Below are 23,008 nucleotides of genomic sequence, written 5' to 3' on the forward strand. Positions count from 1 at the left end.
TCCGCTCCAAAGGAACGGGCAGGGAGGAGGTCCAGTCGATCTCCATGAGAAATACCGGCACTCTGAAGGAGGCCACACATGAACAAGATCGCTCAGATATTCCAGTCGCTCGATTATGGTCCGGCCCCTGAAGGCCCCGATCAGGCCATTGCCTGGCTCGATGCCCATGACCGTAAGTTCGGTCACTTCATCGATGGCAAATGGACCAAGCCGGGCAAAACCTTCTCATCAGACAATCCGGCGACTGGCGAAAGCCTGGCGCAGATTACCGACGGCACTGCCGAGGACGTCAACGCAGCAGTCAAAGCGGCACGCGACGCCTTCAAGGGCTGGAGCGCATTGTCGGGCTATGAGCGCGGCAAATATCTCTACGCCATTGCCCGCGCAGTGCAGAAGCATGCCCGTCTGTTCGCCGTGCTCGAGACCATGGACAACGGCAAGCCGATCCGCGAAAGCCGCGATATCGACATCCCATTGGTCGCTCGCCATTTCTACCACCATGCTGGCTGGGCCCAGCATCTGAACCGTGAATTCCCCGATGCCGTGCCCTATGGTGTGTGCGGACAGATCATTCCATGGAACTTCCCGCTGCTCATGCTGGCCTGGAAGATTGCCCCGGCGCTGGCTGCGGGTAATACGGTGATCCTCAAGCCCGCAGAATTTACCTCGCTGACCGCACTGCTGTTCGCTGAAATCTGCGAGCGCGTCGGCCTGCCCAAGGGCGTGGTCAATATCGTCACCGGCGAAGGCGGCACCGGTCAGGCCATCACCGCCCATGAGGGGATCGACAAGATCGCCTTTACCGGCTCGACCGATGTGGGCAAGGCCATCCGTGCCGTCACCGCAGGGTCGGGCAAGGGTCTCAGCCTCGAGCTGGGCGGCAAGTCGCCCTATATCGTGTTTGAAGACGCTGATATCGACAGCGCCATTGAAGGCCTGATCGACGCGATCTGGTTCAATCAGGGCCAGGTCTGCTGCGCCGGCTCGCGCCTTTTGGTGCAGGAGAGCATTGAAGAGCGCTTCATCACCAAGTTGAAAAAGCGCATGCAGACCTTGCGCGTCGGCGACCCGCTCGACAAGTCCATCGACATCGGCGCCATGATCGCCCCCATTCAGGTCGAGCGCATCAAGGATCTGATGAAGCGCGGCATTGCTGAAGGCGCAGAAGTCTATGAACCCGATGGGCAGATGCCTGCGCGCGGCTGCTTCCTCAAGCCCGCACTGGTCACCAATGTTTCGCCCGCCAACACCCTGGTGGCCGAGGAAATCTTTGGACCCATTCTGGTCGCCATGAGCTTCCGTACGCCCGAAGAGGCCGTGCAACTTGCCAACAATACCAAATATGGTCTGGCTGCCACCGTCTGGAGCGAGAACATTAATCTCGCGCTCGATATCGCGCCCCAGATCAAGGCAGGCGTGGTCTGGATCAATGGCACCAATAATTTCGACGCCGCTGTTGGCTTTGGTGGCTACAAGGAATCCGGCTACGGCCGCGAAGGCGGTCGTGAAGGCATGAGTGCCTATCTCAAGCCAGCCTGGGAAAAAGACCTCAAGCCAGCGCCAGCCCCCAAGATCGCTGCGGCCAAGGCGACAAACCCACTCGACAGCGGGCATCTCGACCAGACCGCAAAAATGTATATTGGCGGCAAGCAGTCGCGCCCCGATAGCGGCTATTCCCGTGCCGTGTACGATCCGTCCGGCAAGCTTGTTGGCGAAGTCGGCGATGGCAATCGCAAGGATATCCGAAACGCCGTCGAAGCCGCGCGCGCGGCGCTCGGCTGGTCCACGACTGCAGCCCATAGCCGGGCCCAGATACTCTATTTCCTGGCAGAAAATCTCGACTACCGCCGCGACGAATTCGCTGATCGCATCAAGGCACAGACTGGTGAGAACGGTGTCGAAGAAGTCGCGCTTTCGGTAGAGCGTCTGTTTGCCTTTGCCGGCTGGGCTGACAAATATGACGGTGCTGTGCACAATCCGCCACTGCGCGCTGTGGCGGCTGCCATGGTCGAGCCGCTGGGTGTTATGGGTATTGTCGCCCCACCATCGCGGCCCTTGTTGGGCTCGATTGCCTTGATCGCCCCGGCGCTGGCCATGGGCAATCCGGTTGTGCTGGTACCTTCGGCGCAGTCCCCGCTGTCCGTCACCGACCTGTATCAGGTCATTGAAACTTCTGACGTGCCCAAGGGCGTCATCAATATCGTCACCGGCGACAGTGTCAGCCTCGCCAAGACCCTGGCCGAGCATGATGGCGTTGACGGACTGTGGTATGCTGGCGATGCAGAGAGCTCGGCCATGGTCGAGAAGGTCTCGATCACCAATCTCAAGCAGACCTGGACCAGCCGGGGTCTTTACTATGATCTCGCTGACCGCCGCTTTGAGGGCGACTACTTCCTTGCCAAGGCGACCCAGGTCAAGAACGTTTGGATTCCATACGGAGCCTGATCATGGACGACAAGATGGACGTCGAAAACGTCGGCCAACCCGGCAAGACCTATCGTGTCGATGCGGCCAAATACACGGCCATGCGCGACGCGATGCTCAAGGTTCTGTCCACTGAACCGCCGGGGCAAACTGTTGCCGACGTCATCGCTGCCGTCAAACCGCACCTGCCCCAGGACCTGTTTCCTGGTGGCGACACCGCAGGCTGGTGGGTCAAATGCGTGCAACTCGACCTCGAAGCCAAGCGAGTCATCGCTCGCACGCCGTCGCCCGTCCGTCTGTACCGAGTTTCGTCAGGACACTGAATGGTCTTTCTGCCCCAAGAGGTTATCGCGCGCAAACGCGACGGCCACACGCTCAGCAATGATGAGATAGCCGCCTTTATCGCAGGCTTTGCCAAGGGCAGCGTCTCGCATGCCCAGGCCGCAGCCTTAGCCATGGCGGTCTATTTCAAGGATATGAGCATGCCTGAGCGCGTTGCGCTCACCCTGGCCATGCGCGATAGCGGTGAAGTGCTCGACTGGTCTGATCTCGAAGGCCCGGTGGCCGACAAGCATTCCACCGGCGGTGTTGGCGACAATGTCAGCCTGATGCTGGCGCCAATTCTGGCAGCCATGGGCATTTACGTGCCCATGATCTCGGGCCGTGGCCTGGGCCACACCGGCGGCACGCTCGACAAGTTCGATGCCATTCCCGGCTATCAGACCCAGCCTGACAACTACCTGTTCCGTCAGGTCGTGCGGCAGGCCGGTTGCGCCATCATCGGCCAGACGGCAGACCTCGCGCCTGCAGACAAGGCGCTCTACGCCATTCGCGATGTCACTGGCACAGTGGAATCCATCGCCCTGATAACCGCTTCTATTCTTTCCAAGAAGCTTGCTGCAGGCCTTGGCGCGCTGGTGCTCGACGTCAAGACAGGCTCGGGTGCCTTCATGCCGACGCTGGAACGCTCGCGCGCATTGGCACAGAGCCTCGTTGAGGTCGCCAATGGCGCGGGCCTCAAGACCGGTGCTCTTATCACCGATATGAACGAACCACTTGCCAGTGCTGCAGGCAATGGTCTCGAAGTCCGCAACGCAGTCGACTTCCTCACCGGCCGTCATCAGGACCCACGCCTGCGCGAGGTGACCCTGTCCCTGTGCGCCACCGTCGCGGAAATGACTGGCGTTGCTGCCACGGTTGATGCTGGTCGCATGCTCGCCGAATCCGCGCTCAATAGTGGGCGCGCCACCGAGCGTTTCGGCATCATGGTGCATGCTCTGGGCGGACCGGGCGACTTTATCGACAACATCGACAGCCATCTGGCGGTGGCGCCGATCATCCGCGACGTGTTTGCTGATGAGCCTGGCGCCGTTTCGGCTATTGATACGCGCGGCGTCGGCATGGCTGTGGTTGCACTGGGGGGCGGCCGCACCATGCCCACCGACAACATCGACCACCGCGTTGGCTTTGATCGTCTGGCAGGCCTGGGCGCCATGCTCGACAGCAACACTCCCATCGCTCGTATCCATGCGGCCGACGAAGACAGCGCTGCTGATGCCGAAGCCCGCGTCAAGGCTGCGTATACACAGGGTGGCGAGCTGACGCCCCACGAACTGATTCCCGATAGCGTGCCACACACCACGGCCCAGGAGGTCTGACCATGCCACGCGCCATTCTGTGCATTCTTGATAGCGTCGGTATCGGCGGTGCGCCCGACGCTGACAAATATGGCGATGTTGGCTCCAATACCTTTGGCCACATCGCCGAATGGGCCCATGCCGGCAAAGCAGATCGCGAAGGCCTGCGTTCCGGACCACTCAATGTGCCCAATCTGGATGCGTTGGGAATCGGCGCGGCCATCAAACTTTCGACTGGCACATTGCCGCCGGGGCTGTCAGCCACTGCCAAAGGTGGCCGTTTCGGCGTTGGCCGCGAGGTCAGCAACGGGAAGGATACGCCCTCGGGACATTGGGAAATCGCTGGCGTGCCGGTACCGTTTGACTGGGGCTATTTCCCCCACACCGAGCCGACTTTCCCGCCTGATCTGATCGAAGAATTCATCAAACGTGCCAAGCTGCCCGGCATTCTGGGCGACAAGCACGCCTCGGGTACCACCATCATCGCTGAGCTGGGCGAAGAGAGCATCCGCACCGGCAAACCCATCTGCTACACCTCGATCGACTCAGTATTCCAGATTGCGGCCCATGAGAGCCATTTCGGGCTCGAACGCCTTTACGAGATATGCCAGATCGCCTTTGAGCTGACGGCGCCATTGATGATTGGCCGTGTAATCGCCCGGCCATTCGTGGGCGAAGACGCTGCGAGCTTCAAGCGTACCGGCAATCGGCGCGACTTCGCCATTGCCCCGCCCGAGCCAACCCTGCTTGATCGTAATCAGGCGGCGGGTCATCAGGTTTATGCCATTGGCAAGATCTCCGACATTTATGCTGGCCATGGTGTTACCCACAAGATCAAGGGCACAGGACTGCCGCAGCTCTTTGACAAGACCCTTGAGGCCATGGAAATGGCTGCCGACAACGCTTTTGTCATGACCAATTTCGTCGATTTCGACTCCGAGTATGGTCATCGCCGTGACGTGCCAGGCTATGCCGCTGCACTCGAATACTTTGACAGCCGCCTGCCGGAAATGATCGCAGCCTTGCGCCACGATGATTTGCTGGTGCTCACCGCTGATCATGGCAATGATCCGACCTGGACCGGCACCGATCATACCCGCGAACAGATTCCCATCCTTGTCTTTTCCCCAAGCCTGGGGCAGTCAGAGATTGGCATTCGAACCACGTTCGCAGATATTGGCGAAAGCATAGCCCTTTGGCTGGGTCTCGTGCCCGGCAGCCACGGCAAGAGCTTTCTCTAGTACAACAACAAGGCAGGTGATCTCATGAACCCAGTGCGCGGCAACGTAACCGTCATCGATCACCCCCTGATTCAGCACAAGCTGACCATCATGCGGAACAAGGAGACCTCGATTGCGGGTTTCCGCCGCCTGTTGCGCGAAATCGCCCATCTTATGTGCTACGAGGTCACGCGTGATCTGGAGCTTGAGATGATCCCCATCGAGACGCCGATGGCGCAGATGGATTCGCCCACCATCAAGGGCAAGAAGCTGGTATTCGCCTCCATCCTGCGTGCTGGCAACGGTCTGCTCGATGGCATGCTCGATCTCGTGCCCGCAGCGCGTGTGGCCCATATCGGTCTTTATCGCGACCATGAAACGCTGCAGCCGGTCGAGTACTATTTCAAGGCACCATCCAACCTCGAAGATCGCCTGATCATCGTAGTCGACCCCATGCTGGCGACTGCCAATTCGGCAACTGCTGCTATCGAAAAGCTCAAGGAACGCGGCGCCAACAATATCCGCTTCCTCTGCCTGCTGGCTGCGCCCGAAGGTGTCCAACGCTTTACCGAAGCTCACCCCGACGTACCGATTTTTACCGCCTCCATCGATGAGAAGCTCAACGAAAAGGGCTATATCATCCCCGGCCTCGGCGATGCTGGCGACCGCATGTACGGCACCAAATAGGATCCCTCGCCATGGCCAAGCTTGTCCATTCGATGATCCGCGTCCTCGACGAGGCGCGGTCGGTCGAGTTTTATCACCGTGCCTTTGGCCTGCAGGTCGTGGATCGCGTTGCTTTTCCCGAGTTCACCCTGATCTATCTCAACGACCCGGAAACGGGCGGTTTTGAGCTAGAGCTGACGGTCAATATCGGCCGCACCGAGCCCTATGATCTGGGCGATGGCTATGGCCATCTCGCTGTCGTGGTCGATGACCTTGATGCCGAGCATGAGCGGCTGGTCGCCGCGGGTCTCAGCCCGCGCAAGCTGGTCGATTTCAAGAACGGCGAAGAACTGGTGGGGCGTTTCTTCTTCATTGCCGACCCCGATGGCTACCAGATCGAGGTCATCCAGAAGGGTGGCCGCTTCGGCTAGGCCGATAGACACAAAACCCCGGATCGCGCCAGGGTTTTTCGTTTGTCCTATTTCGCTTTGAGCGGCAGCCCCAGCGCGATCAGTTCCTTGCGCAGCATGATCGGGTCCTTGAAGTGGATGCCATGCATGCCGAACTTGCGGGCCGAGATGATATTGGGTTCGCTGTCATCGATGAACACGCAATTCTCTGCGGCAATGCCGTAGCGCTCGCTGAACACGCGGTAGAGCCGCGGGTCCGGCTTGACCAGGCCCTCCAGGCCCGAGACGATCACGCCATCGAATTTCTCGAGGAACGGCCATTCAGGCAGGCAGCTCACCCATTTCTCCCACGAAAAATTGGTAATCGCAAAGGTCGGGATTTCCTGCTCGACCAGTTCATCGTGAATGTCGATCGTACCCTGGATAAAGCCGCCCAGGGTTTCTTTCCAGCGCAGGTCATAGGCTTGGATTTCGCGCCAATATTTGGGAAAGCGCGTGATCAGTTTGGCCACGCCTTCAGAGTAGATCTCGCCGGCATCGAATTCCAGATTCCAGTCCAGCGTGCAGACATTCTGTTGGAACCATAATGCATCCTCTTCAGTCTCGAAGAGCTTGCGGAATAGGTACATCGGGTTCCAGTCGACGAAAACGCCGCCAAGGTCGAATACGGGAACGAGCGTATCGGTCATGCTGAATCTGCCGGATGGAGGGATCTTGCCCGGCTTGTGACACGCACTCAGGGACGGTGCAAGTGCACTAGTTCAGCACGATCCGTTCACGAAACCGCGGCATGAAGAAGTTCTCTCGTGACAGATTGACCGCTGTGTCAAAGACGATGCCGTACAGTGGCGAGTAGGACAATGCCGCCTCGGTCACGATCACATACTGCCCCTTGGCGATTGCAAGGATTTCGGGAGGCAAGGGAATGCTGGATCCAGATGCATGCGCACCAGACGCCTTGGGGGTCTGGCCGAGATAGCGCTTTGACCAATCCACGGTGACCTGGCCGCTATTGTTGACGTATACCTGTGAGACGATCTGCTCCAGATTGTCGACCGGGTAGGGTGTCATGATTCCGCTGGCGATCTTGACGTAGTCGTTGAGCATGCTCGCGCTGATATTGCCATCAATACGGGCCACCAGATCGCCCACGGCGCCCGATACCGTCTGCACCTTGCGGTCCATAGAAATCAGGGTGCTGCCCTCGACCATGCCAATATAGAGCATCAGCATGATGGGCAGGATCATGGCGAACTCAACCGCAGCAACACCGGCTTCGGCGTGCTTGAATCGGCGGAGGCGCTGCAGCAGTTTTGAGTGAACACCCATTAGCTGTACGGCTCGCTGCGGAACACGGTGGATGTCGCCAGCAGGCGTTTCTGCCCGGGCAGATTGGCCAGGCTCATCTCGCCTAGTGACAACAGGATTGGCCATTTGTAATAGACCTGCACCACAACGATGCTCGATCCTTTGCCTGCCACATAGGTCTCGGGCCGACTCCAGGTGCAATCAACTTCGCAGGTCCAGTCCACGGGCGGTGAAATTGCCGCCGAGGCGAAATCGTTGATGGTCGAGACTTCGACATGGAGACCACTGCAATCGCCATATAGCCCAAACAGGCGATCGCAGACCTTGGTCTTGAATTCAGCGGCTGTGGTGATGGTGCCTTGGGACCGGCCGGTGCGAATGAGTCGGCTAGTGTCCTGAACCGCACTTTCCAGCACTTGGCTGGACAGGAACACCACCGAGGTCTCCAGAATAGCACCGATGATCATGAAGAAGGGCAGGCCGAGCAGCGCGAATTCCACTGCGGTGGTGCCACGCTCATTGCGCAGCAATGCAGCGCCTGCCTTGCGACGGCAAACCCGTCTGATCAATCTTCCCAATAGAGTGGCCATTAGCCGTGCCTTCTTGCTAGAGGGCAACGCTAGCGGTGCATGGCTAACTGAAGGTTAGGAGTGGGGCCGAAAGGGCTGACAACTGCGTATGCGGTTAATGTCCGGTTAAAGCGCCCAGATCAGTTGCCCATGGCTTCAACCAGGCTAGACGAAGCTACCGCCTGGCCTGAGAACCCCGGGTCGTCGCCCATCATGATGATGTTCTGACACACCGGCGCACATGCGAGGCTGGTGCGTGCCAGACCCTGGTAAACCGTGGTCACCCCCGCCTGCATCTGCACCACTTCGATCATAGTGTCGGCAATTGGGTTACCAACGCTGTCCAGCACGATCAGATTGGTCTGGCCATAGCTCTTGCCGGTCAGGATCAGTGTCTGGGGGTCCTGGATCGTGACGTCAGCAATGCCGGGATTGCCGACGATCACGGTTGCTGCTGAAGCATTAATACGCAGAATGCGTGCCATGTTCACGTTTACATTGATGGCTGCCCCATCAACCGCCAGCGCAGGCGCCGTGCTCAGAGCAGTTCCCAATGTCATGCAGAGGGCGACGACGGCAGCAAGATGGGGGCGCATGGCTTCTTCCGGCAGTACTGATACTCAATGGGGCCATTTTCCCCCCGAATGGTGAATAATTGGCAAACAACGCTGGAGCGTCATACGCCAGCATAAATTCCGGCTGCGACAGAGGGTGTCATCACATTATCAAACAGCGTTTGGAGCAAGTTGTGAAAAGCGAGGGTGTGTTCAAATATACAGTGGGAGATATGCGTGATTATATTGTTACAATACAATATAAACCGTTAAATATCTGGTAACCATAAGCTGTTTGCATGGCGATATGTCGTGATTGCTGGCCTGGATTAACCTATTTTCAAGGACTGCGGCCTAGCTTCGCCCAATGTTCGATGTGTGACGTGTCGAACGATGGCGTCTCTTGATGACGTAATAAATGGAGTCTGGGAATGAACCTCTTCGCACGTTTCGCGCAGGACGAGTCCGGCGCGACCGCAATTGAATACGGCCTTATCGCCGCTCTGATTTCTGTTGGCATCATCGTTGCCGCTACCGCTCTCGGCGGCAGCCTTGGCAACCTGTTCAACGGTATCTCCAACGAGCTCGGCAACAACCTGCCATAAGCGGTCGCGATGACCGCTGACGGGTAAGTCAGCTACCAATATTCGGACGGGGAGGGTGCTTGCACTCTCCCCGTTTTCTTTTTTGAGCTTTCTTAACGCCCATTCGACAAGTTGAGCGCGCAGGGCGATCGCCCACCAGGAGCGCTTCATGTTGTCCAACATCGCCATATTGCTGTTTCCCGCCGGTATGGCGCTGGCCGCGTCGTCAGACGTTCTCACCATGAAGATCTCCAACAAGCTGGTGCTGGCAATCACCGCGGCGTTCTTCATCATTGCTCTGGCTGTGCAGCTTCCCCTGCAACTGCTGGGGATGCATGTCCTGTGTGCACTGGCGGTGCTGTGTGGTGGCTTTGCCCTGTTTGCCCTTGGCTGGATTGGTGGTGGCGATGCCAAACTGGCCGCAGCAACGGCGCTTTGGCTCGGATTCGCGCTGATTGTTCCCTATCTTGTCTATTCGGCGCTGTTTGGCGGGGTGCTCACCTTGATGATTCTGGGACTGCGTCGCTTGCCGCTCATGCCGATCTTCACCCGCTATGCTTGGCTTGAACGCCTTCGTGACCCCAAGTCTGGTGTTCCTTATGGTGTCGCGCTGGCCCTTGCAGGGCTGATGACTTATGCCAACTCCGCGATTTTCGCACTGTTGGTCGCCTGATTACTTCATTTCTAAAATTTGATCGTGCGGACATAAAGTATCCGTCGCGTCTTGCTGCGTGCTTTTCGCAAATCGACAAAATTTACTTATTGTTAACTGAGTTCGCAAAGCTCCGATTAACCAAACTTTGACCCTTTGGGCGCAAGGTTCACTCGGTCGAATTGGGCATTGTTGCCCTGAGTACAACCGGAGTGAGTCATGAAGCCGGCGCGTATCATCTTGTTGCTAGTAGCCCTTGTGGCCGGCGGCCTGGCTGCCTTTTTGGTCACGCGTGGCGGTGGCCAGGCGCCCGAGCCGCAGCAGGTCACCCAGGTTATCGAAGAGGCCAAGACTCAGGTTCTGGTCGCCAAATTGCCGATCGGCGTTGGTGAAAGACTCAATCAGGAAACCGTGGAATGGCAGGATTGGCCGGAAGGCGCCCTGCGCGCTGACTATGTGACCATCTCTGCCATGCCCGATGCCCCGGCAGACTTGACCGGCGCCGTGGCCCGTTACGAATTCTTCCCCGGCGAGCCCATCCGCGAGGCCAAGCTGGTCAGCGCCGATCAGGGTTACCTGTCGGCGGTTCTCTCGCCAGGCATGCGCGGTGTCTCTGTGGGCGTCAGCGCCGTATCGAGCGCTGGCGGCTTCATCGTACCAAACGACCATGTCGATGTGGTTCTCACGACAGCCACCGAAGTGGGCGAGCGCTCCGAGGTAATCCTGGCCAATGTGCGCATCTTAGCCATCGGCAAGCGCCTCGGCGAAGTGGGTGCCAGCGGCGGCCAGTCTGAGGAAAACGTTGCGGCTGGCGGCACGCCACAACCCATCACTTTCGATGATGGTGCAATCGCCACAATCGAACTCAATCCAAGTCAGGCCGAAACCCTGATCAATGCAGCAACCCGGGGCCAACTCTCCCTCACGCTGCGCTCAATCGCAGATTTTGGGGAAGATGCCATGGCGCAGCTCCCCAGCAATAACCAGACCGTGCGCGTTTTCCGCTTTGGCAAAGAGCAGAGCGTGATGGCCGGCAGTGCCGGACAGGTGCAGCTCGCCGAGACGGGCAATCAGTCCGAGAACGGGTCCGAGTAGGGTGGAGAAGAATATGAAGACGTTTTTGAACCATCTCCCCCGTTCCGCGACCAGCCGGCTCATTGCACCAGCCTTGGCAGCACTGCTGGCAGGGGCTGCAATTGTGACGGCACCTGTAACGGCTGGTGAGACCCAATTGACGATCTCATCTGCTGCCTACGGCGCGACCCGGTCGGTGGAAATTGAGGTCAACAAGTCCATGCTGGTGGACCTGCCCGCCGGCGTAGCCGAAGTGGTGGTCAGCCAACCCAACGTGGCGGCCGCGATCATGCGCACCCGCACCCGAGCCATTCTGCAGGGCGTACAGGCCGGCAGCACCAATGTGTTCTTTATCGATGATGCCGGCCGCACCATCTCGGTGCTCGATCTCGATGTGCGCGAACCTGCTTCCGAGGTGGGGCGCGCGTTGGAATCCACGCTGGCCCGCGTGATCCCTGGTTCCAATATCAAGGTCGAGACGCTCTCCAACAACGCCATTAATGGCGTCACCCACTTTGTGCTCACCGGTACGGTGTTGACGGCGCAGGACAAGGCCGTGGCGGAATCGCTGGCCGCTGATCTGTCCGACAAAGATGGCGGCACGGGCAGCCTGATCAATGTCATCGGCCCGCAGCAGGTCATGCTGCAGGTAACAGTGTCCGAGGTGAAGCGCGATGTCGCCAAGCAGTTCGGCATCAATCTCTCGGGTACGCTGAGTGTGGGCAACGCCAATCTCAGCTTCAACAACACCTCCACGCCATCCACCTTCACCGGCAACGGCGCTTCGGGCAGTTTCGGTATCGGTGATCTGCAGATCGACGCTGCGATCCGTGCGCTGGAGTCGCGCGGCGGTCTGCGCATTCTCGCACAGCCCACGCTCACGGCGATTTCTGGCCAGCCAGCTGAGTTCCTCGCCGGTGGAGAGCTGCCCTATTATACTTATGATCCCGCCAGCAATACGCGCTCTGTGCTGTTCAAGCCCTATGGCGTCGAGCTCAAATTTACGCCGGTCGTGAAATCCAACAATGTCATCGCGCTCAAGATCGATACCTCGGTATCTGATCCTCAGACTGATGGTTCGCTGACGCGGCGCCAGGCCAATACTTCGGTTGAGCTGCCTGCGGGGACGACGCTGGCCATTGGTGGTCTGCTGCAGGAATCTTCCCGCCAGCAGATCGATCAGCTACCCGGACTGGGCAATATTCCCATTCTGGGTGCACTGTTCCGCTCACGCGATTTCCAGACTGAACAGACTGAACTGGTCATTTTGGTCACGCCCTATCTGGTCAATCCAAGTCCGGCCAACTCCATCCCGGTTCCGACCGACAACTCGGTTGTGGCCAGTGATGCCGAGGGCATTTTCCTGGGGCGCATTGAGAACATTTATGGCGTCGCCGGCAGCGGTGAAATGCGCGGCAGCTTCTCGGGTTCAGTGGGCTTTGTGCTCGATTAGAGCTGAGGTGGGAAGAGTGAGTATCGATTTCATTACGACGCCCTGCGGCACACAATTTGGACGAGCCGTTGATCCGACACAGTCAGGTCAGCGGCAACGGGGACAGCGTACCAGCCCCGGTCAAGGAGAGTAGATTCGATGAGTTTTCTGACCCCAGATTCCAAGAAGGCAGATGAGCCGGCAGCAGAGATTGCGACCGGTGCTCGGCTCATTCCGCGCATTACCATCCAGGCATTCTGCGAACACTCCCAGACTGCCCAGCTGGTCGAAAGCGCCATTCATGACCGCCGCATGTCCAAGGTCGCACTGACCACACACAATGGTGGCATTGACGGGGCCGTCGAAACCTACAAATCCAACCCCACGCCCAATCTGATTGTGGTCGAGAGCACGCTCGCGCCCGACATGATGCTCGGCGCCCTCGAAAAGCTGGCTGAGGTCTGCGATGCCTCCACCCGTGTGGTCGTGTTGGGTCACGTCAATGACGTGCTGCTCTATCGCGATCTCGTCCGGTCGGGCATTTCCGAATATATTGTGCTGCCTGCAACGGCCAGCCAGATCGTGTCGGCCATCACCGAGCTGTTTGCCTCCGAGAATGCTGCCCCTATCGGGCGCACCGTGGGCTTTGTGTCGGCCAAGGGTGGCGCGGGTGGTTCAACTGTCGCGCACAATGTGACCTGGGCCATCGCAACCGCGCTACGTCAGGACAGCCTGATCCTCGATATGGATCTGGCGTTTGGCACTGCCGGGCTCAATTTCAATCAGGACCCGCCACACGGTCTGGCCGATGCCGTAACGGCCAACCAGAAGGTCGATCAGACTATGCTGGACCGCCTGATGAGCAAGGCCGCCAGCCATATCAACCTGCTGACCGCACCTGTCACGCTCGACCACACCTTCGATTTCGAAGAGCGCGAGTTCGAGCAGATCATCGAAATGTGCCAGAACACCATGCCAGTCGTGGTGCTCGATATTCCGCACGCCTGGAACGCCTGGGTCCGCCATACGCTGGCGACCATTGATGAAGTTGTCATCGTGGCCGAGCCCGACCTGGCCAATCTGCGCAATGCCAAGAATCTGGCAGACACAATCAAGGCGCTGCGGCCGACCGAGAATCCGCCTTCGCTGGTCCTCAACAAGGTCGGTCTGCCACGTCGCCCCGAGATCAGCCCTGGCGAATTTGCCAGCTCGATCGAATGCGAACTGATCGGTCAGCTGCAGTTTGACGCGGCCCTGTTCGGCACGGCGGCTAATAATGGTCAGATGATCGCCGAGGTCGCTGCCAACAACAAGATCAACGAGATTTATCGCGCCATCGGCATGCAGGTAACAGGTCGGCAGGCGGCGCATGTCGGAGGCAAGTCAGGAAGCCTGATGAAGCTGCCTTCGTTCCTCAAGAAGCGGGCCTGACGGACCATCGGCAGCCTGAAACGGTAGGATGACTATGTTTGGCAAGCGCACCAGTTTTGGCGGCAACACCCCCGGCGTCGGCGAAGCCGCGCGTCCGGTGCAGAGCCCGCCGCCACGGGCCGAAGTTCCCGCGGCACCGGCGCGCCGGTCAGCTGATAGCGACTCCATGGCCTCGCGCCTGCGTGGGGAAGAAGTCGTTGACGTGCGCGCACCTGCCGAGGCCCAGCGCGACAAGGAGTATTTCCACACCAAGTCGGCGATTTTCAATGCGCTGATCGACAGTATCGATCTCAGCCAGCTTGCGACCATGGATCAGGTCGCCGCGCGCGAAGAAATCCGCGATATCGTCGCCGAAATCATCGCGCTCAAATCCATCATCATGTCGATTTCCGAGCAGGAAGACCTGCTCGAAGACATCTGCAATGACGTGCTTGGCTATGGACCGCTCGAGCCTTTGCTGGCCCGCGACGACATCGCCGATATCATGGTCAATGGCAGCCAGCGCTGTTACATCGAAGTCGCGGGCAAGGTGCGCCTGACCAATGTGCGCTTCCGCGACGACGCGCATCTGATGAATGTATGTCAGCGTATCGTGAGCCAGGTCGGCCGTCGCGTGGACGAAAGTTCACCCATATGTGACGCCCGTCTCCCAGACGGCTCTCGCGTCAACGTCATTGCGCCACCGCTCGCTATCGATGGCGCAGCACTGACCATTCGTAAGTTCAAGAAAGACAAGCTGACCCTCCAGCAGCTGGTCAAATACAACTCCATCTCGCCCGAAGGCGCCGAAGTGCTGCGCATTCTGGGCAAGGTGCGCGCCAATGTGCTGATCTCAGGCGGTACCGGTTCAGGTAAGACTACTTTGCTCAACTGCCTGACCGCGTTCATCGAAAAAGACGAGCGCGTCATTACCTGCGAAGACTCCGCCGAACTCCAACTGCAGCAGCCCCATGTGGTTCGCCTCGAAACCCGCCCGCCCAATCTCGAGGGCGAGGGCGAGATAACCATGCGCGACCTGATCAAGAACTGCCTGCGTATGCGGCCTGAACGCATCATCGTGGGTGAGGTACGTGGCCCCGAGAGCTTCGATCTGCTTCAGGCCATGAACACTGGTCACGATGGCTCCATGGGCACGTTGCACGCCAACAGCCCGCGCGAAGCCCTCTCACGTTTGGAATCCATGATCACCATGGGCGGTTATTCGCTGCCCAGCCGCACCATTCGCGAAATGATCACATCGTCCATTGATGTTGTGGTGCAGGCAGCGCGTTTGCGCGACGGTTCGCGCCGCATCACCCACATCTCCGAAGTGCTCGGCATGGAAGGTGATGTGATCGTGACACAGGACATTTTCCTCTACGATATCATGGGCGAAGATGCCAATGGCATGCTGCTGGGGCGCCACCGCTCCACCGGCATCACCAAGCCGCAATTTGCCGAACGCGCGCGCTACTTCAACGAAGAGGCCAATCTGGTCGAGGCGCTCGAAAAGTCCAACACCGAACATCAAGAACTCATGGGATCGTAGAATGCTTGGTCCCCTCGTCATTGCCATCCTTGCCATGATCGTCGTGGGGGCGGTCGGCTTCGCGCTGGTGCCCTCGGCAATTGGCGGCGGCCGCGCCGAACAGCGGCTAAAGTCGTTTCAGGGTGATATTCGTGTCAATCGGCTCGAAAATGACGCCGCGCGTACGCGCGACCAGCGTCGCAAGGAACTTCAGCAGACGCTCAAGAGCCAGACGGCTGCCCTCAACCAGAAAAAACGGGTCAGCCTCAAGCAATTGCTGTTTCAGGCTGGCATGACCATCAAGCCAGCGGCTTTTATCCGCAACAGCGTCATCTTCGGCGCCGTGGCGTTTGTCATCCTGATTATCGTGCAGGTGCCTGTCTATTTCGCGCCGGTATTTGCCGTGGCCGCCGCCTATCTGCTGCCGCGCATGTATGTGAACCGCAAGCGCCGCATCTATCAGGACCGCTTCCTTGATGAACTGCCTAACGCCGTCGAAGCCATCGTGCGCGGCGTCAAGACCGGTCTGCCGCTCAACGATTCCATTCGCGTAGTGGCCAAGGACGCCAAAGAGCCCGTAAAATCTGAATTCGGGCGCGTGCTGGATCAGCAGGCCTTCGGCATGAGCATGACCGAGGCGGTCGGCGTGTTGCTGGATCGCGTGCCGCTGCCCGAGGTGAACTTCTTTGTCGTGGTCATCACCGTGCAGCAGCAGGCGGGCGGCAATCTGTCGGAAGCGCTGGGCAATCTGGCCAAGGTGCTGCGCAACCGCAAGAAGATGAAGCAGAAGATCAAGGCCATGTCCTCCGAAGCAAAGGCCTCGGCTGGTATCATTGGCTCACTGCCATTCGTGGTGGGCATTCTGGTCAGCCTGACATCGCCGACCTATCTGGCTCCGCTGTTTTTCACCACGCTGGGCAATATCTGGCTGGGCATTGGCGTCGTCATGCTCTCTGCCGGCATTTTTGTCATGAGCAAGATGGTCAAGTTCGACTATTGATCGCGCGGGGAAGCACCAATGATTATCTTTGAACTTCTCGCCAAGCGCGAATTTCTGATCGCCGTCCTGGCCGCCATCTCGATGGCGGCGGTGGTCTTCACCTTCGGCTCAAGCTTCATCGTCAAGTCCGAGATGAAGGACCGCATCAAGCGGGTCGCGCTGGAGCGCGAAAAGATGCGCGCCGAAGAAATGGCCCGTCTGCGCGGTAATGGCAGCGCAGTTGTTGAGGGCCGGGGCATCCGTCGCACCGGCGAAACCAAGTCCTACATGAAGAACGTGGTCGAAAAACTCGACCTCAAAAAGGCATTTCAGGACGATGCCACGGTCGACAAGCTGGCTATGGCGGGCTTTCGTGGCCAGGGCCATCTGACCACATTTCTGTTCATGCGCCTGTCTACGCCCATCGCCATTTTTGCCATCGCGGCATTCTACGTGCTGGTGCTGTCGCCGGGTGACCGGCCGCTATACCTCAATCTGGTTTATGCGATCGGCGCCGGCCTGCTTGGCTCGTTCCTGCCCGGCATTCTGCTCAAGAACACCACAACCAAGCGCCAGCTTTCGATCCGTTCGGCGTGGCCCGATTGCCTGGATCTGCTGCTGCTTTGTGTTGAATCGGGCATGTCGATGGAACATGCCTTCAAGCGTGTCGGTCGCGAAATTGGCCATCAGAGTGCCGAACTTGCCGAAGAACTGGCGCTCACCACGGCCGAACTGGCCTTCCTTGAGGATCGTGGTCGCGCCTATGAAAATCTGGGTCGCCGCAGTGGGCTCGACGGCGTCAAATCCGTGATGACCGCCCTGATCCAGGCTGACCGCTACGGTACCTCCGTGGGGCAGGCGCTGCGCGTCATGGCAGAGGAAGGTCGTGAGCAGCGCATGATGGATGCCGAAAAGAAGGCTGCCGCCCTGCCGCCCAAGCTGACCGTGCCGCTGATCCTGTTTTTCCTGCCAGTGTTGTTCATCGTCATCATCGCACCCGCCCTGATCAAGGTATTCGGTCCGGGCGGCGTCGCCGGCGGCTAATGTGCTCAGTTGCGCCGCCGCACCGGCTGGCGCGAGACAATCTTGCGGCGTTCAGGCCCGACTCCAGTCGTCGATAGATTTCGCGACAGGCGCCACAAGCCACCAGATTGTGCTCTGGCAAGACGTGGTCAAGAAACCTGCCCAGCAATGGAGCCGCCTAAAGGCGATGAGCCGTGGCGAGACCGGACGTTCCGAGTCTGCGATTGTCAGGAAACTTGTGTGAACTCGCCTATCCGCGCCACAGGCCTAGCTCTTGGCGATCATGTCCCAGCGGTTCTGCTGGGTCAGCAATGCGCGGACATAGGCCATGTTGTTGTTGACCTGATCAGGCGGCAGTTCGGCCGCATAGAGCGCCCGGCATTCGTCAAAGCGACCCTGCAGCCCGACAACCAGCGCCAGGTTCTGCCTGATCTGGCTGCTGGCGCCGCGCATCTGCACGGCACGGCGCAGGTGATGCTCAGCTGTGGTGAGTTCGTTGGTCATCGCATAGCTCAGACCCAGATTGGCTTCGATCGAGGCTTCGCTCGGTGCAATTGTCAACGCCTGGGTGTAAAGCTGGCGAGCCTCGCCATTCCGGCCAAGCTGGTCCAGGGTTGCGCCCTTGACCAGCAACGCATTCCAATCAGGCACGTCGGGACGGATGACGTTGTCCAGAACGGTCAGCGATTGGTCGAACCGGCCATCGGCCGTCAGCGCCTTGGCATAGGCAACCGAGATATCGGCATCACCGGGATGAAGATCGATGCCTACTTCAAGGACGGCAATGGCTTGCTTGGGCTGGCCAACGGCACGCAGTGCAGCGGCATAGTGGATAACCACATTCTTGTCGCGCGGATTGGCTTTGTAGCGGGTAGCCAGCTCGCCCAGGCTAGCCTGACTCTGGCTGGCGGAAAGGCCCGAATAGTCGGGGGAGGGCGCGCTGCCTCGATTGGATGCGCAGCCGCTCAACACCACAATAGCCACACCTGCCAGCAGCAGCGGACGCAGGGCTTTGAAACGGGTTTTGCGGAACGTCACGGGCGGCTCCCAAGGCACGGTCGGGGCGCGCGAAAAAATTCGCCAATGCCGCCATGCGAAAGTCTGTCTTGGGCGTTGGCCCATTGCGTTCAAGCAATAAAACATTAACCCTAACAGCCGGTTAAAGCTTAAGGCTCGGCTGTTGCCGTGCCTCTGCCTGATCGCTACAAATCCACGTCAATCAGTTGCGGAGCACGCTCATGTCCAAGCCAATTCCTGTCGTCTGCGTGCAGGAGGGTGAACTGGCCTCTGCCGGTCTGTCGCCCGCGCAATTGGCGTGGGCACAGGCCAGCGATTTCTCCGGACAGCGCGGCCGCCTGTTGCCTGTGCCCGATGCGCAATCTGCACTAACGAGTTATCTGTTCGGGATGGGCGCTACCACCGACCGCCCCACGCTGGTCACCGGTCTGGCTGGCACGGCGCTGCCCGCAGCCCACTACTGCCTCGAGGGTGCCTTTGGCGACCCGACCATGGCGGCCATTGGCTTTCGCCTGGGCGCCTATCGTTTCGATCGTTATCGCTCGGCCAAGCCTGCGCCGACATTGAGCGCGCCTGACGGCGCTGATGCCGCCGAGATCGACCGACTGGTCGAAGCAGCCATCATTGCCCGCGACCTGATCAATACCCCGGCCAATGATCTGGGGCCCGATGCCTTTGAGGCTGCGATCCGCGACTTCGCCAAGGTGCGCGGCATGGATATAGCCGTGACTGCTGGGGATGATCTTCTCAAGGCCAATTTCCCGTTGATCCACGCCGTGGGGCGCGCTGCGGCCGAGCCGCCACGTCTGATTGACCTGAGTTGGGGTGATCCCGCAGCGCCCAAGGTGACCTTGGTCGGCAAGGGCGTCACCTTTGATACTGGCGGTCTCGACATCAAGGGTGCCGCCGGCATGCTACTGATGAAAAAGGATATGGGAGGCGCCGCCAATGTGTTGGGTCTGGTCCACGCCATTGTCTCAGCGGGCCTCAATTTGCGCCTGCGCGTGCTTATTCCAATCGTTGAAAACGCCATATCGGCCGCGTCTTTCCGACCTGGCGATGTACTGCCGTCGCGCAAGGGACTGACGGTGGAAATCGGCAATACCGATGCCGAAGGACGTTTGATCCTGGCTGATGCACTGGCCTTGGCGGACGAAGAAAGTCCCGAACTTCTGCTGGATATGGCAACACTCACCGGCGCGGCGCGCGTGGCACTCGGTCCCGAACTGCCGCCACTTTATACGGCCGATGGCGAACTGGCGCGCTTGCTCATGGAGATCGGCCTGGCATCCGACGACCCGCTTTGGCACATGCCGCTCTGGTCGCCCTACGATACCATGATGAACAGCAGAATTGCTGACGTGAACAATGCTGGCGCTGGCGGGTTTGCTGGCTCGATCACCGCAGCCCTGTTCCTCCAGCGTTTCGTCACCAAGGCAGCCGCTTGGGTGCATCTGGATATCTATGGCTGGTCGCCCGAAGCGCGGGCTGGTCGCTCGCATGGCGGGACGGATCAGGCCATTCGAGCGGTCTATGGACTGCTCAAGCAGCGGTTTCCAAGATAGTTGACTTTGACAACTAACTAGCTGACAACACCAATTGTCAACTAGGGAGACCGTCATGTCGGTACGAGCCGAGGACATTGCGCAAGTGCGCGCCTTCAACCGGTTCTACACGCAGGTGATCGGTCTGCTTGCCGAGTCAATGCACGAAAGCCCATTCACGCTCGCAGAAGCGCGGGTCATCTACGAACTCGGCCGACGCAACACGGCGACAGCATCTGCCATCGCCGAGCATTTGGGCATGGATCGCGGTCAGATGAGCCGACTGGTACTAAAACTGACCGATCGGGGTGTAGTGGCTTTGCTGCCGCCTGGTCACGACAAGCGTGCCGCGCCCTTGGCGCTGACGCCTGATGGTGACACGGTGTACCGCCGCTTCAACGAAATGAGTAACAGGGCCGCAGCCGATACCCTGCTTACGCCGCTCGACGAGTTCGAGCGACGTGATCTGGTCAGCTCAATGCGGCGGATTCAGGCCATGCTCGCCGAGCCCGATGACAGCCCGTTGACCCTGCGGCCGCACCGTATTGGAGATCTCGGCTGGCTTATCCATCGTCAGGGTCTTCTCTATCACCTTGAACAGGGCTGGAACGGGGAGTTCGAGACCTTGATCACCAGACTATATGGCGAGTTTGCTGATGCTCCCGAAACGCCGCCCAAAGCGCTCTGGATCGCGGAGCTGGGTAAGGAAGTGGCCGGCTCGGTCTACATCATCCCAGCCGCCGCCAGTGAGGGAGAAGGCACTGCCCAATTGCGTATGCTCTATGTCGAACCAGCCTTCCGGGGCCGCGGAGTCGGCAAGCAACTGGTTGCAGAGGCGATCAGTTTTTGTCGTTCCGCCGGTTACCGCCGCGTCATTCTATGGACGCAGGATTGCCTGAGTTCTGCGCGCCGCATCTATCAGAGCGCAGGCTTCAAACTGGTTCGCGAGGACCGGCACCATTCATTTGGTGTCGACCTCAACGGCCAGTATTGGGCGCTGCAGCTATAGCGTGTTCTAATAGCCGCGGCGGCGATCCACGACATTGACCAGCGCCTCGCCGGCTTCATGCCGCTTGATGATGTTAGTGAAGTAACGCACGCCGGTGGCTTCATTGCTGATCGCCGCGATGTGCGGTGTGATGTAGCAGTTTTCGATATCCCAAAGGGGGCTGCTGGCGGGAAGTGGTTCGGTCTCGAACACATCAAGGCTTGCAGCGCCCAGCGTGCCATCTCGCAACGCCGCAACGATATCGCTCTCGCGCTGATGCCCGCCGCGGGCAGCATTGACGATAACCGGGCCACCAGCCAGCCGGTCCCGGCGCAGCTTGGCAAAGGTCTGTGTGTTCAGAATGCCCGTGGTCTCGGGCGTCAACGGCAGCAGATTGACCAGAATGTCAGTGCCGGCCAGAAAGGCGTCGAACTGATCGGCGCCAGCAAAGCCCACGACACCTGCCATGTCCTTGGGCGTCCGGCTCCAGCTGCGCAAATCAAAGCCCAAAGGCTTCAGCCGACTGGCCGCGTCCTGACCCAGTACACCCATGCCCATGATACCCACCGTGGTTTCCGAGGCGGCGGGTGGATAGAGTTGGCTCCAGAGCTTGGCCTTCTGGTCGGCCTGGAAGCGGGTATAGAGCCGATGGTGCATGGTGACATGGGCCACCACATAGTCGCTCATGCGCTGGCTGAGGTCCTCATCGACGAAGCGCACGATGGGCGCGTCGGGCAGGGCGGGATGCTTGAGCAGGGCATCAACGCCCGCGCCTAGAGAGAGGATGGCGCGCAGACCCGTCAGCCCGTCGAAGGCCTCCGGCTTGGGTTTCCACACAAAGATATAGCGCACATCTGCGGGATCGTAATCCTCGCCGCGGCGCACGACAGGATAGTCGCCCAGGGCAGCACGCAGCGCTTCGGCCCAGCTCGCTTCATCGACATCGGACAGGTGCAGCAACAGCATTTAGATTTCTCCAGACAAAAAAGAGCCGCGCCATTGTGGGGCGCGGCTCTGCAATTCACGTCAACTGGCGACGGCCTTACTGGGCAGTCGTGGTTGGTGTGCCTTCAACCGGCGTTTCGGTCGCAGTGGTTTCTGGCGTCTCAATCACCGCTGCCGGAGCAGGCGCTGGCGCCTCTGCGGCAGGTGCGGCTTCAGCTGGAGCCGCCGCGGGGGCGTCATGACCAGCTTCGCCGGTTGCGGCGTGATCGTCAGCAGCAGGTGCCGCTTCGGCTTCAACGGCAACTGGCTCAGGGAAGGCCACGGGCGTCCCCGACAATGTCTGCAGATAGGCCAGGATATTGGCGCGCTCTTCTGGCGTGCGAATGCCAGCAAAATTCATCTTGGTGCCCGGTGCATACTCGCTGGGCTTGGTCAGGAATGCGTTGAGGTTCTCGTAGCTCCACACATCGCCAGCGGCATTGTGGGCCAGCAGCGCGTCGGAATAGGCAAACCCATCGACGCTGCCTTCAAGCCGGCCGACCACATCATAAAGATGCGGACCCTGCTTGTTGGGCTCACCCTCGCCGAAATTGTGGCACGACTGGCACTTCTTGACCGAGTTGGCGCCCTTGGAGGCGTCAGCACTGGCCAGCAACACGCCAAGCGGCACTTCTGGTTCAGCTTCGGCCTGCGCGCCGCCATGCGTTGCCTCAGGCTCAGGCAAGGCATAGCCCGGCCCGTTGTCTTCGATCGGATGATAGATGGCCTCGGCGACAAAGCCGGCACCCATGACGAACAACAGCGTGCCCAGCACGGCGCCCATGATCTTGTTTAGCTCGAACGAATCCATTTGGTCTCTCTGCCAGTCCATCCCCTGCGGACGATAGTCGTACCCGTCTCAAATTTCGATAGTCCCATAGGGAAATCGCCTCAACGGAGGGGCACGACGCGGGCGGAAGATAGTCGCAAGGCTGGCAAGGTGCAACCATGCAAACCCGCTCTGCGACAATTCCCCACCGCTGGCATGTCCGCGATGGCGGTCGG

Annotated in this window: 23 protein-coding genes; 16 read left to right on the forward strand and 7 right to left on the reverse strand. The window is 59.5% G+C overall.

All coding sequences use genetic code 11. From position 1 onward, the window contains the following. Nucleotides 1–78: 78 nt before the first annotated feature. From KD146_RS14530 to KD146_RS14555, 6 genes are read left to right on the forward strand one after another with little or no spacing between them, the layout of a single operon-like run. Nucleotides 79–2,445, forward strand: a complete 2,367-nt coding sequence (locus KD146_RS14530) for an aldehyde dehydrogenase family protein (RefSeq protein WP_212659533.1) — start codon at nucleotides 79–81, stop codon at nucleotides 2,443–2,445. A gap of 2 nt (nucleotides 2,446–2,447) precedes the next feature. Further along, complete coding sequence (locus KD146_RS14535; RefSeq protein ID WP_212659534.1) at nucleotides 2,448–2,747, forward strand: DUF6958 family protein; 300 nt, start codon at nucleotides 2,448–2,450, stop codon at nucleotides 2,745–2,747. Continuing rightward, complete coding sequence (deoA, locus tag KD146_RS14540) at nucleotides 2,748–4,082, forward strand: thymidine phosphorylase (RefSeq protein ID WP_212659535.1); 1,335 nt, start codon at nucleotides 2,748–2,750, stop codon at nucleotides 4,080–4,082. It begins immediately after the preceding gene. A gap of 2 nt (nucleotides 4,083–4,084) precedes the next feature. Then, nucleotides 4,085–5,302 carry a phosphopentomutase gene (locus KD146_RS14545; RefSeq protein WP_212659536.1) on the forward strand — a complete coding sequence of 406 codons (1,218 nt, stop codon included), beginning with the start codon at nucleotides 4,085–4,087 and terminating at the stop codon, nucleotides 5,300–5,302. 24 nt (nucleotides 5,303–5,326) lie between these two features. Beyond that, nucleotides 5,327–5,968 carry a uracil phosphoribosyltransferase gene (gene upp / locus KD146_RS14550; protein ID WP_212659537.1) on the forward strand — a complete coding sequence of 214 codons (642 nt, stop codon included), beginning with the start codon at nucleotides 5,327–5,329 and terminating at the stop codon, nucleotides 5,966–5,968. A gap of 11 nt (nucleotides 5,969–5,979) precedes the next feature. Beyond that, nucleotides 5,980–6,378, forward strand: coding sequence for a VOC family protein (locus KD146_RS14555; RefSeq protein ID WP_212659538.1), 399 nt, complete (start codon nucleotides 5,980–5,982; stop codon nucleotides 6,376–6,378). Between the two features lie 47 nt (nucleotides 6,379–6,425). Here the strand turns inward: KD146_RS14555 and KD146_RS14560 are convergent, their stop codons facing one another. From KD146_RS14560 to KD146_RS14575, 4 genes are all read right to left on the reverse strand, one after another. After that, the gene (locus tag KD146_RS14560; RefSeq protein ID WP_212659539.1) at nucleotides 6,426–7,046 is read right to left on the reverse strand and encodes an HAD family hydrolase; all 621 of its coding nucleotides are present in this window, start codon (nucleotides 7,044–7,046) and stop codon (nucleotides 6,426–6,428) included. Nucleotides 7,047–7,113: 67 nt separating this feature from the next. Further along, the gene (locus KD146_RS14565; RefSeq protein ID WP_212659540.1) at nucleotides 7,114–7,686 is read right to left on the reverse strand and encodes a TadE/TadG family type IV pilus assembly protein; all 573 of its coding nucleotides are present in this window, start codon (nucleotides 7,684–7,686) and stop codon (nucleotides 7,114–7,116) included. Beyond that, the gene (locus KD146_RS14570; protein WP_212659541.1) at nucleotides 7,686–8,255 is read right to left on the reverse strand and encodes a TadE/TadG family type IV pilus assembly protein; all 570 of its coding nucleotides are present in this window, start codon (nucleotides 8,253–8,255) and stop codon (nucleotides 7,686–7,688) included. Before KD146_RS14570 ends, KD146_RS14565 begins: the two co-directional genes overlap by 1 nt. 119 nt (nucleotides 8,256–8,374) lie before the next feature. Beyond that, nucleotides 8,375–8,830 carry a pilus assembly protein N-terminal domain-containing protein gene (locus tag KD146_RS14575; RefSeq protein ID WP_212659542.1) on the reverse strand — a complete coding sequence of 152 codons (456 nt, stop codon included), beginning with the start codon at nucleotides 8,828–8,830 and terminating at the stop codon, nucleotides 8,375–8,377. A 389-nt stretch (nucleotides 8,831–9,219) separates the two neighbouring features. Here KD146_RS14575 and KD146_RS14580 point away from each other — a divergent pair, with 389 nt between their 5' ends. The 8 genes from KD146_RS14580 to KD146_RS14615 all read left to right on the forward strand — a co-directional run bounded on the left by KD146_RS14580 (nucleotide 9,220) and on the right by KD146_RS14615 (nucleotide 17,491). Next, nucleotides 9,220–9,393 carry a Flp family type IVb pilin gene (locus KD146_RS14580; protein ID WP_212659543.1) on the forward strand — a complete coding sequence of 58 codons (174 nt, stop codon included), beginning with the start codon at nucleotides 9,220–9,222 and terminating at the stop codon, nucleotides 9,391–9,393. Nucleotides 9,394–9,541: 148 nt separating this feature from the next. Beyond that, nucleotides 9,542–10,045 (forward strand): A24 family peptidase, encoded by a 504-nt coding sequence (locus KD146_RS14585; RefSeq protein ID WP_212659544.1) that lies wholly within the window; start codon nucleotides 9,542–9,544, stop codon nucleotides 10,043–10,045. Between the two features lie 198 nt (nucleotides 10,046–10,243). After that, on the forward strand, nucleotides 10,244–11,119 hold the full coding sequence (gene cpaB / locus KD146_RS14590; protein WP_212659545.1) for a Flp pilus assembly protein CpaB: 876 nt from the start codon (nucleotides 10,244–10,246) through the stop codon (nucleotides 11,117–11,119). A 13-nt stretch (nucleotides 11,120–11,132) separates the two neighbouring features. Next, nucleotides 11,133–12,551 carry a type II and III secretion system protein family protein gene (locus KD146_RS14595; RefSeq protein ID WP_212659546.1) on the forward strand — a complete coding sequence of 473 codons (1,419 nt, stop codon included), beginning with the start codon at nucleotides 11,133–11,135 and terminating at the stop codon, nucleotides 12,549–12,551. A 138-nt stretch (nucleotides 12,552–12,689) separates the two neighbouring features. Continuing rightward, nucleotides 12,690–13,961 carry a CpaE/TadZ family protein gene (locus tag KD146_RS14600; protein WP_212659547.1) on the forward strand — a complete coding sequence of 424 codons (1,272 nt, stop codon included), beginning with the start codon at nucleotides 12,690–12,692 and terminating at the stop codon, nucleotides 13,959–13,961. 34 nt (nucleotides 13,962–13,995) lie between these two features. Continuing rightward, nucleotides 13,996–15,489: a TadA family conjugal transfer-associated ATPase gene (locus tag KD146_RS14605; RefSeq protein ID WP_249327906.1), complete on the forward strand. Its 1,494-nt coding sequence runs from the start codon at nucleotides 13,996–13,998 to the stop codon at nucleotides 15,487–15,489. Between the two features lies 1 nt (nucleotide 15,490). Continuing rightward, complete coding sequence (locus tag KD146_RS14610; protein ID WP_212659548.1) at nucleotides 15,491–16,468, forward strand: type II secretion system F family protein; 978 nt, start codon at nucleotides 15,491–15,493, stop codon at nucleotides 16,466–16,468. 18 nt (nucleotides 16,469–16,486) lie between these two features. Continuing rightward, nucleotides 16,487–17,491, forward strand: a complete 1,005-nt coding sequence (locus KD146_RS14615) for a type II secretion system F family protein (RefSeq protein ID WP_212659549.1) — start codon at nucleotides 16,487–16,489, stop codon at nucleotides 17,489–17,491. A gap of 246 nt (nucleotides 17,492–17,737) precedes the next feature. On the opposite strand, the gene KD146_RS14620 is transcribed toward KD146_RS14615, so the two are convergent. Continuing rightward, complete coding sequence (locus tag KD146_RS14620) at nucleotides 17,738–18,508, reverse strand: tetratricopeptide repeat protein (RefSeq protein ID WP_212659550.1); 771 nt, start codon at nucleotides 18,506–18,508, stop codon at nucleotides 17,738–17,740. Nucleotides 18,509–18,708: 200 nt separating this feature from the next. Between KD146_RS14620 and KD146_RS14625 the strand changes: the two genes are divergently transcribed. Beyond that, complete coding sequence (locus tag KD146_RS14625) at nucleotides 18,709–20,052, forward strand: leucyl aminopeptidase family protein (RefSeq protein WP_212659551.1); 1,344 nt, start codon at nucleotides 18,709–18,711, stop codon at nucleotides 20,050–20,052. A 55-nt stretch (nucleotides 20,053–20,107) separates the two neighbouring features. After that, complete coding sequence (locus KD146_RS14630) at nucleotides 20,108–21,040, forward strand: bifunctional helix-turn-helix transcriptional regulator/GNAT family N-acetyltransferase (protein ID WP_212659552.1); 933 nt, start codon at nucleotides 20,108–20,110, stop codon at nucleotides 21,038–21,040. 6 nt (nucleotides 21,041–21,046) lie between these two features. Here the strand turns inward: KD146_RS14630 and KD146_RS14635 are convergent, their stop codons facing one another. Both KD146_RS14635 and KD146_RS14640 read right to left on the reverse strand, forming a co-directional pair. Next, nucleotides 21,047–21,985, reverse strand: coding sequence for a 2-hydroxyacid dehydrogenase (locus KD146_RS14635; RefSeq protein WP_212659553.1), 939 nt, complete (start codon nucleotides 21,983–21,985; stop codon nucleotides 21,047–21,049). A gap of 76 nt (nucleotides 21,986–22,061) precedes the next feature. Continuing rightward, nucleotides 22,062–22,814: a c-type cytochrome gene (locus KD146_RS14640; protein WP_212659554.1), complete on the reverse strand. Its 753-nt coding sequence runs from the start codon at nucleotides 22,812–22,814 to the stop codon at nucleotides 22,062–22,064. Nucleotides 22,815–23,008 lie beyond the last annotated feature (194 nt).

The organism is Devosia litorisediminis (assembly GCF_018334155.1).
In the GTDB taxonomy this organism is placed as follows: Bacteria; Pseudomonadota; Alphaproteobacteria; order Rhizobiales; family Devosiaceae; genus Devosia; species Devosia litorisediminis.

What these genes read in the sequence shown, in the direction of transcription:
- KD146_RS14555 (WP_212659538.1), top strand. Translation starts at nt 5,980, where the DNA reads ATGGCCAAGCTTGTCCATTCGATGATCCGCGTCCTCGACGAGGCGCGG.
- KD146_RS14585 (WP_212659544.1), top strand. Translation starts at nt 9,542, where the DNA reads ATGTTGTCCAACATCGCCATATTGCTGTTTCCCGCCGGTATGGCGCTG.
- KD146_RS14600 (WP_212659547.1), top strand. Translation starts at nt 12,690, where the DNA reads ATGAGTTTTCTGACCCCAGATTCCAAGAAGGCAGATGAGCCGGCAGCA.
- KD146_RS14535 (WP_212659534.1), top strand. Translation starts at nt 2,448, where the DNA reads ATGGACGACAAGATGGACGTCGAAAACGTCGGCCAACCCGGCAAGACC.
- KD146_RS14560 (WP_212659539.1), bottom strand. Translation starts at nt 7,046, where the DNA reads ATGACCGATACGCTCGTTCCCGTATTCGACCTTGGCGGCGTTTTCGTC.
- KD146_RS14635 (WP_212659553.1), bottom strand. Translation starts at nt 21,985, where the DNA reads ATGCTGTTGCTGCACCTGTCCGATGTCGATGAAGCGAGCTGGGCCGAA.
- KD146_RS14530 (WP_212659533.1), top strand. Translation starts at nt 79, where the DNA reads ATGAACAAGATCGCTCAGATATTCCAGTCGCTCGATTATGGTCCGGCC.
- KD146_RS14625 (WP_212659551.1), top strand. Translation starts at nt 18,709, where the DNA reads ATGTCCAAGCCAATTCCTGTCGTCTGCGTGCAGGAGGGTGAACTGGCC.
- cpaB (WP_212659545.1), top strand. Translation starts at nt 10,244, where the DNA reads ATGAAGCCGGCGCGTATCATCTTGTTGCTAGTAGCCCTTGTGGCCGGC.
- KD146_RS14570 (WP_212659541.1), bottom strand. Translation starts at nt 8,255, where the DNA reads ATGGCCACTCTATTGGGAAGATTGATCAGACGGGTTTGCCGTCGCAAG.
- KD146_RS14605 (WP_249327906.1), top strand. Translation starts at nt 13,996, where the DNA reads ATGTTTGGCAAGCGCACCAGTTTTGGCGGCAACACCCCCGGCGTCGGC.
- KD146_RS14615 (WP_212659549.1), top strand. Translation starts at nt 16,487, where the DNA reads ATGATTATCTTTGAACTTCTCGCCAAGCGCGAATTTCTGATCGCCGTC.
- KD146_RS14595 (WP_212659546.1), top strand. Translation starts at nt 11,133, where the DNA reads ATGAAGACGTTTTTGAACCATCTCCCCCGTTCCGCGACCAGCCGGCTC.
- KD146_RS14640 (WP_212659554.1), bottom strand. Translation starts at nt 22,814, where the DNA reads ATGGATTCGTTCGAGCTAAACAAGATCATGGGCGCCGTGCTGGGCACG.
- KD146_RS14565 (WP_212659540.1), bottom strand. Translation starts at nt 7,686, where the DNA reads ATGGGTGTTCACTCAAAACTGCTGCAGCGCCTCCGCCGATTCAAGCAC.
- KD146_RS14545 (WP_212659536.1), top strand. Translation starts at nt 4,085, where the DNA reads ATGCCACGCGCCATTCTGTGCATTCTTGATAGCGTCGGTATCGGCGGT.
- KD146_RS14575 (WP_212659542.1), bottom strand. Translation starts at nt 8,830, where the DNA reads ATGCGCCCCCATCTTGCTGCCGTCGTCGCCCTCTGCATGACATTGGGA.
- KD146_RS14610 (WP_212659548.1), top strand. Translation starts at nt 15,491, where the DNA reads ATGCTTGGTCCCCTCGTCATTGCCATCCTTGCCATGATCGTCGTGGGG.
- KD146_RS14580 (WP_212659543.1), top strand. Translation starts at nt 9,220, where the DNA reads ATGAACCTCTTCGCACGTTTCGCGCAGGACGAGTCCGGCGCGACCGCA.
- KD146_RS14630 (WP_212659552.1), top strand. Translation starts at nt 20,108, where the DNA reads ATGTCGGTACGAGCCGAGGACATTGCGCAAGTGCGCGCCTTCAACCGG.
- deoA (WP_212659535.1), top strand. Translation starts at nt 2,748, where the DNA reads ATGGTCTTTCTGCCCCAAGAGGTTATCGCGCGCAAACGCGACGGCCAC.
- upp (WP_212659537.1), top strand. Translation starts at nt 5,327, where the DNA reads ATGAACCCAGTGCGCGGCAACGTAACCGTCATCGATCACCCCCTGATT.